Here is an 8,054-nt window from a genome sequence, read left to right as displayed (position 1 = left end):
CCGCCCCCGGCGTGATCCCGATATCGTCCAGTTGCTCGCCCACGATAAAGCGGAAATCGGCATTGGTCAGCACCATGGGGGCGGCAAAATCCGGCCCCGACAACCGCTGCGCCGAGGCCTGGAACAGCGTCACATCGCCCAAAAGTGCCACGAATTGTTTCGGATAGGACTTGCGCGACAGAGGCCAAAGCCGCGTGCCAGACCCGCCACAAAGGAGAACCGGAGTAATCATAGGATGTCGTCTCAACCCCGCAATAAATCACCAGAGGTATCCCCAATCGGGCATAGTCTATCAAGGCGAAACTTGGCGCGAGGCGTTTACTGGGGCAGACCTGGGCGGCGGAGTGCCTGAATGCTGCCATTCACGGCAGAAGGTGGATTGTGGCCCTTTGCACTCATGGTTCGAGGCGCGCGCGCGCGCCGCACCGGACGATACCCGCCATCACAAGGCGCGAAAGCGCTTCTCTTGCCGGGCGGTCCAGCGCACCGTCAGATCAAAGCCATCTTCGGTCTGCGTCTCGGCTTCGACCAGCTCTTTCTCGAAGAGCCAGGCCCGTTTGCGCCCCTCGGCAAAGCGCAGATGCAACTGCGTCAGGTGGGTTGCGTCGGACAGTTTGTCGCCAATGGCCGCGATCAGCTCACTCAGCCCCTGCCCCGAAATCGCGGAAATCGCGATGACATCGTCCTGGCGCGCCGCTTGGGTCGCGGTGGCGGCGCGGAGGTCCTCGGGCAAACGATCAATCTTGTTCCAGATCTCGATCTGCGGCGTCTTGTTCGTCACGCCCAGACTTTCGAGGATGGTCGCCACATCGCGCGCCTGCGACACGGTCTCGGGATGGGAAATGTCGCGCACATGGCAGATCAGATCCGCGGACAGCACCTCTTCCAGCGTCGCCCGAAAGGCCGCAACCAGTTCGGTGGGCAGATCGCTGATAAAGCCCACGGTGTCGGACAGGATCACCTCTGGCCCGCCTTCAGGCAGGTTGACACGGCGCATGGTCGGATCGAGCGTGGCAAAGAGCATGTCCTTGGCCATGACATCCGCCCCGGTCAGGCGATTGAAAAGCGTGGATTTGCCCGCGTTGGTATAGCCGACGAGGGCCACCACCGGAAACGGCACCTTTGCGCGCGCGGCGCGGTGCAGGGTTCGGGTCTTGGATACTTTTTCCAACTGACGCCGCAGTCGCACGAGCTGATCGTCGATTGCGCGGCGGTCCGCCTCGATCTGGGTTTCACCGGGTCCCCCCACAAAACCAAGCCCGCCCCGCTGCCGCTCCAGGTGGGTCCAGGCGCGCACGAGCCGCGTGCGCTGATAGCTGAGCGCCGCCATTTCGACCTGCAACACGCCTTCGCGGGTCGCGGCACGGTCACTGAAAATCTCGAGAATCAATCCGGTGCGATCCAGAAGCTTGACGCCCCAAGCCTTTTCGAGGTTGCGCTGTTGCACGGGCGTGACCGGCCCGTCCACGAGAACCAGCTCGACCTCGGCGGCCTCCATCGCCTGATGCAGCTCTTCCAGCTTGCCCTTGCCGAAAAGACGCCCCGCATCCGGCTTGCGCAGGCGCACGAGGTCGGCGCCCACCACCTCGATATCGGGCAGGGCATGCGCCAGAGCGACCGCCTCTTCCAAGGCCAAGGCGGGATCACGGGCGCGATTGGCGCCGTCGATTTCGGGGTGGATGACCCAAGCCCGTGTTATCGGGCGCTCATGGTCCATCAATTCGCGTCGTCACCATCGTAGAGGTTGACCGGCTGCGACGGCATGATGGTCGACACCGCATGCTTGTAGACCAATTGCGATTGCCCATCCCGGCGCAGCAGGATGCAGAAATTGTCGAACCAGGTGATCACGCCCTGCAATTTGACCCCGTTGATCAGAAAGACCGTCACAGGAATCTTGGTCTTGCGGACCTGGTTGAGAAATGCGTCCTGTAAATTTTGTCGATCAGAAGCCATGCGTCTTCCTGCCTTTTTTTATTGCGCGCACCGCGAACCGGCGCGAGGGATCTTGCATACAGCCCAGAGTATGTATTGCCCGTGCAAGACTTTCCAGCCCAAAAATAAAATCGTTCCACTCTGCGGCAAGGATCACAAAACGGCGCTAATCCCGCCAGATAGAGGGGTTGAGCAGGGCAATCAGGGCCAGCGTTTCAAGCCGCCCGAGCACCATGGCCATGGCATAGATCATCTTGGCCGCATCGCTGAGTTCCAGAAGGCGAATGGGCGTGTCGCTCGCGCTCAGAATGAGCGGCCCGGTGGTCGAAAGCCCGGAAATCGCCAGAATCAGTGCCGCGTCGAACCCCTGTCCGGCAAGGGCCAAAAGGGCTGTGACAAAGGTCAGGGACATGGCGAAGAGCATGAAGAAAATCCACGCGATGAACGCACCTTGCCGCCGGATGCGTCGCCCGAGCCCCGTTGCGCGCCCAACGGACGAGGGATGCACCAGCCGCTCTGTTTCGCGCCGGGCATGAAGATAGAGCGCATAGACCCTGAGCAGCTTGACACCGCCCGCCGTGGTGGCCACCCCGCCGCCCACCAGCGAAAGCCCCAAGAGGATCAGACCCGGCGTGCCCAATCCGGACCAATCCCGCGCCTCCTGCCAGTCCGCGCTTTCAAATCCGGTGGTGGAAAGAAAGGACAGCACGGTAAACACCGCCCCCCAAAGCGCCCGCAGCGCCAACTGCCAATCCGAGGTATCCTCGACCCCAAGGGTCGCGATCCAGTGCCGCAGGAACAGGATGAGAGGGACCCCAACGAGCAGCAAGACCCCCAGCCGGAATTCGGGGTCGTTGCGCACGCCGGGGCGCACCGAGGTGATCGTGTCCGACGAGAAGGTGAGCCGCGACAGGGCGAAGAAGAAAAACAGGAACACCGCGAACTCGCCGGCAAAGCCCGCAGCGCCGTTCTGCAACCCGCCGATCGAGGAAATCCCGCTCGTGGCCATGGTCGACATCGCATGAATGGCGGCGACAAAGGCGCGCTCTCCGCCGATCAGCAGGCAGATCCAGAGGGCGCCCGTCAGGCCAATGTAGACCGGGGCCAGAACCCGCGTCGATTGCGCCAGCCGTTTGGCGGGGGTTGCGCGCTCGAACCGGCTCAGGACCGTCTCGTCCTGTCCCGGCTCGCCCCGGGCCGTCACCTCGAAGCCGCCAAGGTTGAGCGGGGCCAGAACCGCCGAGGCAGAGATCCACAGCAGCAGCCCCCCGCCCCACCCCACCAGAGCGCGCCACAGATGCAGGCTATCGACAAGGCGCCCCTGCGCGCCAAAGAGCGTGGCCCCGGTGGTGGTAAAGCTCGACACCATCTCGAAATAGGCATTGAGAAAGGTCGTGTTCCGCGCACCGGTGTAAAACGGAATGGCGAGAAACACCGGCAAGAGCACATAGGCCAGCAAGAGCGACATCAGGTTTTGCGTGTCGCTCATCCGCTGATTGGATCGCCCGGACAAGGCGAGCCCGACCGTGATCACCAGCGCAAGCCCGATGGTACCGGAAAAGGCAAAGGCCTTGCCCACACCGCTAAAGCCGCGCATGCCCGCGTCAATCGCGGGCAGATACATCATCAATGCGGCAATCCCGGCGAGGATGAGGATGAGCGGGAATGTCAGCAGACGGGTGATCATCGGATCAGAAAAAGTCGATCGAGACCTGCAACAGCTGCTCGACCGCCGCCACATCCGCCGCCATTGCAAAGATCACGATCACATCGCCCGCCTCGACCCTGAGACCGCCAGCGGGTTTATGTATCTTGCCGCCCTTGCGCACTGCTCCCACAAGCACGCCTTCGGGAAAGTCGATATCGCGGATGGCCGCCCCGGCAATGGACGAGGTCGACATCACCTCAGCCTCGATCACTTCGCCTTCGGCATCCCCGATGGAATAGACACCGCGCACCTTGCCGTGACGGATGTGGCGCAGGATCGAGCTGACCGTGGTGGCACGCGGATTGATATAGGCGTCAATCCCCAAGGGTTCGAGCAGCGGCACCATCGTCGGATCGTTGATCAGCGCCACGGCAAAGGGGCAGCCCTCGGATTTGGCGCGCACAGCGGCCAGCATGTTGGTTTTGTCATCGTCGGTCACAACCAGCACCGCATCGGCGCGGGCAATCCCCGCCTCTGCCAGCAGCGCCGCATTGAGCCCGTCGCCGTTCAGAACGATCGTGCGTTCCAGAGCGTCCGCGGCACGCTCGGCCTGCGCACGGTTCTTTTCGATAACCTTGCTGCGAATGCGGCCACCGGGGCGTGTTTCCAGCGCCTGCGCCACCGCAAGGCCGATATTGCCGCCGCCGATGATGACCACGCGCTCTTGTTTCTTTTGCGACTTGCCAAACACTTCGAGCGTCCGAGGCACATCCTCGATGGGGGCGAAGAGGTAACATTCGTCCCCGGCAAAGAGCTGATCCCCCGCTTCCGGCGCAAACAATCGCCCCTCGCGCCGCACTGCCAGCACCACAACCCGCAACGTCGAGAAAAGATCGCTGAGCTGCCGCAGGGGCGTGTTGAGCACCGGGCAATCGTCTTCCAGCCGGATGCCCATGAGCTGCGCCTGCCCGCCCATGAAAAGCTCGGTATCGAAGGCCGCGGGCGAGGCAAGCCGTTGCAGCGCCGCTTGCGCCACCTCGCGCTCGGGGCTGATCACCACGTCGATGGGCATGTGATCGCGGCGGTAAAGGTCTGAATAGATGGCATCGAGATAGGACTGGCTGCGCAGGCGGGCGATCTTGCGGCTGATGCCGAACACCGAATGGGCCACCTGGCATGTGACCATGTTGACCTCGTCCGAATAGGTCGCGGCGATGATCATGTCGGCGTCCCGCGCCCCTGCCCTGTCCAGCACATCGGGATAAGAGGCAAAGCCGGTGATGCCCTGCACGTCGAGCGTATCAGTGGCGCGACGCACCAGATCGGGATTGTTGTCCACGACCGTGACGTCGTTGCGCTCTCCGGACAGATGCCGCGCGATCTGCCAGCCCACCTGACCGGCACCGCAGATGATGACCTTCATCGTTCTTGCCTCATCTTCACTGAACCTGCTGCATGACAGATGCCCCCTGTCCGGTCAATTGTGTTCTGGGTCACGGGTGCGCGGCGGGCACCGCGTGATCGAGCCAATCGAGGATCTGAGTAAAATCCGGGCTGAGCGCCTCTGCCATCCCGTCGGAGAAGGCCAGAAGATGCGGAGCGTTGAGCCGGTTGGCCCCCACCAGAACCGGCACATCGCGACTGAGCGCCTCGGCGATCAGCGTGCGAAAGCCACGCCCCTCGGCCTCGTGCTTGCCGAATTTGTTGATGATCACAAGATCGCAGCCTTCCGCCAGCCGGGCCTCGGCGGCGGCCACTGCAAGTTCAAGCGCCGATGGATCCAGCCGACAGCCGCGCGCGCCCGGCCCAAGGCTTTGCGAGATGCGGATCACCGGCCCGTCGGGCAGCACCTCGACATCCATGTCGCAGGGCCGGTCCGCTCCGCAATTGGTGTTGACCTGCACCGTGCCACAGAGGCGCAGGCCCCGCGCCCGCGCCGCGCGCGCCACGTCATGCAGCAAGAGATCGGTTTCCCCGCGCCCCTCTGCCACGACATAGGCGATGCGCATGGCCCCGCCCCCGCTCAGGCGGTCAGGCGGCTGATGACCACCGTCACCTCGGGCCGCTTGCCGATTTCGGTCTGCGTGCTCTGCCGCGCGACGCGACGCAGCCCCTCTTCCAGCTTGTCATCGTCGGTCAGGGTCTTGGCCCCGGCCCGGCCCATGAACTGCGACAGGTCTTCTTCCAGCACATCGACCAGGGGCGCGTTGGAGCGCCCGGTATCCGCAAGGCCCATGACCTCGACCCAAGGGTCGCCCAGGGGCTCGTCGTCTTCGTCCAGAATGACATTGACCATGACATGCCCGTTCAGCGCCATGCGGATCCGGTCGCGCACCACGCCATCCATCGCGCCCACCTGCACCGACCCATCCAGATAGGTGCGGCCTGTCTCGACATATTCGACCACCTTGGGCGCATTGCCGCTGAGGTCGATCATCATGCCGTTGACCGCCAGCACACCCTTGAGCCGGTTGGCATTGGCCAGCTTGACATGCTCGCGCAGGTGCCGGTGCTCGCCGTGCATCGGGATCACCATCTGCGGCTTGATCAGCTTGTGCATCTGGTCGAGATCGGGCCGGTTGGCATGGCCCGAGACGTGATAGCGATCATCGCCCTCGATCACATCGACGCCCATTTCCGAGAACTGGTTGATGATGCGGATCACGCCACGTTCATTGCCCGGAATGGTCTTGGAGGAAAAGAGAAACGTATCGCCATCCTTGAGGGTGATGCCGTTGTATTTGCCATTGGCCAGTTGCGCACTGGCGGCGCGCCGTTCGCCCTGAGAGCCGGTGACGATCAGCATCAGGTTCTCGCGCGGGATGTTGCCGGCCTCTTCGGGGCTGATCGTCTGGGGAAAGCCCGCAAGCACGCCGGTTTCCTGCGCCGCCTCGACCATGCGCTGCATGGCGCGGCCCATCAGGCAGACCGAGCGCCCCGCCTTTACCCCCGCCTCTGCCAGCGATTTCACGCGGGCGACGTTGCTGGCAAAGGTGGTGCAGACAAAGAGCCCCTTGGAGGCCACGACCAGATCGGTGATCGGCCCGCCCACGCTGCTCTCGGAGCGGCCTTCGTGATGGCTGAAAACATTGGTGGAGTCGCAGACCAGCGCCTTGACGCCCGGCTCGGACAGGCTGGCCCAGAGATCATGATCGAACGGTTCGCCCACCACCGGGTTGACGTCGATCTTGAAATCGCCGGTATGCACGATCCGTCCGCCGGCGCTGTCGATCACCAGACCGGAGCTTTCGGGGATGGAATGCGAGATCGGCACGAAGCCCACGGTGAAGGGCCCCGCCTTGACGGTGTTGGGCCATGGCGAGACGGTGTGAACCGCTTTTTCGGGATTGCCATGCTCTTGCATCTTGCGGCGGGCGATGTTGGCGGTAAAGGCGCGCGCGTGGATCGGCGCGCCAAGCCGCGCGTAGTAATGCGCCACGGCACCGACGTGATCCTCGTGGGCGTGGGTGATGAAGATCGCCTCCAACTGCCCCTTGCGGTCCTCGAGCCAGGAGATGTCGGGCAGGATCAGATCAACCCCCGGCGTGCCGTCCATATCGGGAAAGGTCACGCCCAGATCGACGAGGATCAGACGTTCCTTGCCGGGTTTGCCATAGCCATAGACATAGGCGTTCATGCCAATTTCGCCCGCCCCACCAAGGGGCAGGTAGATAAGTCGGTCGCTGCTCATGGGGCGTCAGCCCTCCTTGTTATACGCGTCAATCACGGTCAGGCCGTGCATTGTCAGATTGTCTTCGAACACGTCGAACATGTCCGTTCCCTGCTGGAAGAGAGGTGCCAGCCCACCCGTTGCGATCACCTTCATGGTGCGGCCACGCTCGGCCTTTATCCGGTCACATAGCCCATTGATCAGCCCGACATAACCCCAGAATACGCCCGACTGCATGCAATCGACGGTATTCGTGCCGATCACCCGCTCGGGTTTTGTCACGTCGATATGCGGCAGGGCTGCTGCCGCTTCATGTAGAGCCTGCAGCGAAAGATTCACCCCCGGTGCGATCACCCCGCCGATATAGGCGCCATCGCTCGCGACCACGTCAAAGGTGGTGGCGGTACCGAAATCGACCACGATGAGGTCGCCGCCGTAGAGATCAAACCCCGCCACCGTGTTGACCAGCCGGTCAGGGCCGACCTGCGTGCCCGCATCCACCCGCACATCGACCGGCAGGCGGCACTCGGGCTTGCCCACCACCAGCGGGCGGCAGTTGAAATAGCGGTCCGAAAAGACCCGCAGATTGAACACCACGCGCGGCACGGTCGAAGAGATGATCACCCCGGTGATATCGGCCTTGATGCCATGGTGATGCAGCAGGGTCTTGAACCAGACGAAATACTGATCAGCGGTGCGTTGATGGTCCGTGGCGGTGCGCAGGGTGCAGAGGAATTTCTGCCCGTCCCAGATGGAAAACACCGTGTTGGTATTGCCGCAGTCAATCGCCAAAAGCATGCG

At 63.0% G+C, this 8,054-nt stretch carries 8 protein-coding genes; all 8 read right to left on the bottom strand.

Translation table 11 applies throughout. The annotated features are described in order from the left end of the window. Nucleotides 1–232 (bottom strand): sugar phosphate nucleotidyltransferase (locus tag MVC20_RS15070; RefSeq protein WP_297540245.1); only part of this gene is annotated, 232 nt, incomplete at its 3' end. Between the two features lie 210 nt (nucleotides 233–442). Then, nucleotides 443–1,717: a GTPase HflX gene (gene hflX / locus MVC20_RS15065; protein WP_297542826.1), complete on the bottom strand. Its 1,275-nt coding sequence runs from the start codon at nucleotides 1,715–1,717 to the stop codon at nucleotides 443–445. Next, nucleotides 1,717–1,956, bottom strand: coding sequence for an RNA chaperone Hfq (hfq, locus tag MVC20_RS15060; protein ID WP_008283145.1), 240 nt, complete (start codon nucleotides 1,954–1,956; stop codon nucleotides 1,717–1,719). The genes hflX and hfq overlap by 1 nt, the downstream gene beginning before the upstream one ends. Before the next feature lie 145 nt (nucleotides 1,957–2,101). Further along, the gene (locus MVC20_RS15055; protein ID WP_297542823.1) at nucleotides 2,102–3,622 is read right to left on the bottom strand and encodes a potassium transporter TrkG; all 1,521 of its coding nucleotides are present in this window, start codon (nucleotides 3,620–3,622) and stop codon (nucleotides 2,102–2,104) included. Between the two features lie 4 nt (nucleotides 3,623–3,626). After that, complete coding sequence (trkA, locus tag MVC20_RS15050) at nucleotides 3,627–5,006, bottom strand: Trk system potassium transporter TrkA (protein ID WP_297542821.1); 1,380 nt, start codon at nucleotides 5,004–5,006, stop codon at nucleotides 3,627–3,629. A gap of 70 nt (nucleotides 5,007–5,076) precedes the next feature. Continuing rightward, nucleotides 5,077–5,592, bottom strand: coding sequence for a DUF2478 domain-containing protein (locus MVC20_RS15045; RefSeq protein ID WP_297542819.1), 516 nt, complete (start codon nucleotides 5,590–5,592; stop codon nucleotides 5,077–5,079). 14 nt (nucleotides 5,593–5,606) lie between these two features. Continuing rightward, nucleotides 5,607–7,274 carry a ribonuclease J gene (locus tag MVC20_RS15040; protein WP_297542817.1) on the bottom strand — a complete coding sequence of 556 codons (1,668 nt, stop codon included), beginning with the start codon at nucleotides 7,272–7,274 and terminating at the stop codon, nucleotides 5,607–5,609. Nucleotides 7,275–7,280: 6 nt separating this feature from the next. Further along, nucleotides 7,281–8,051 carry a type III pantothenate kinase gene (locus tag MVC20_RS15035; RefSeq protein ID WP_297542815.1) on the bottom strand — a complete coding sequence of 257 codons (771 nt, stop codon included), beginning with the start codon at nucleotides 8,049–8,051 and terminating at the stop codon, nucleotides 7,281–7,283. Nucleotides 8,052–8,054: the final 3 nt, after the last annotated feature.

This window comes from Roseovarius sp. (assembly GCF_027019125.1).
GTDB lineage: Bacteria > Pseudomonadota > Alphaproteobacteria > Rhodobacterales > Rhodobacteraceae > Roseovarius.
Note: the sequence above shows the minus strand (reverse complement) of the source record. Positions and strands in the feature narration are given on the sequence as shown.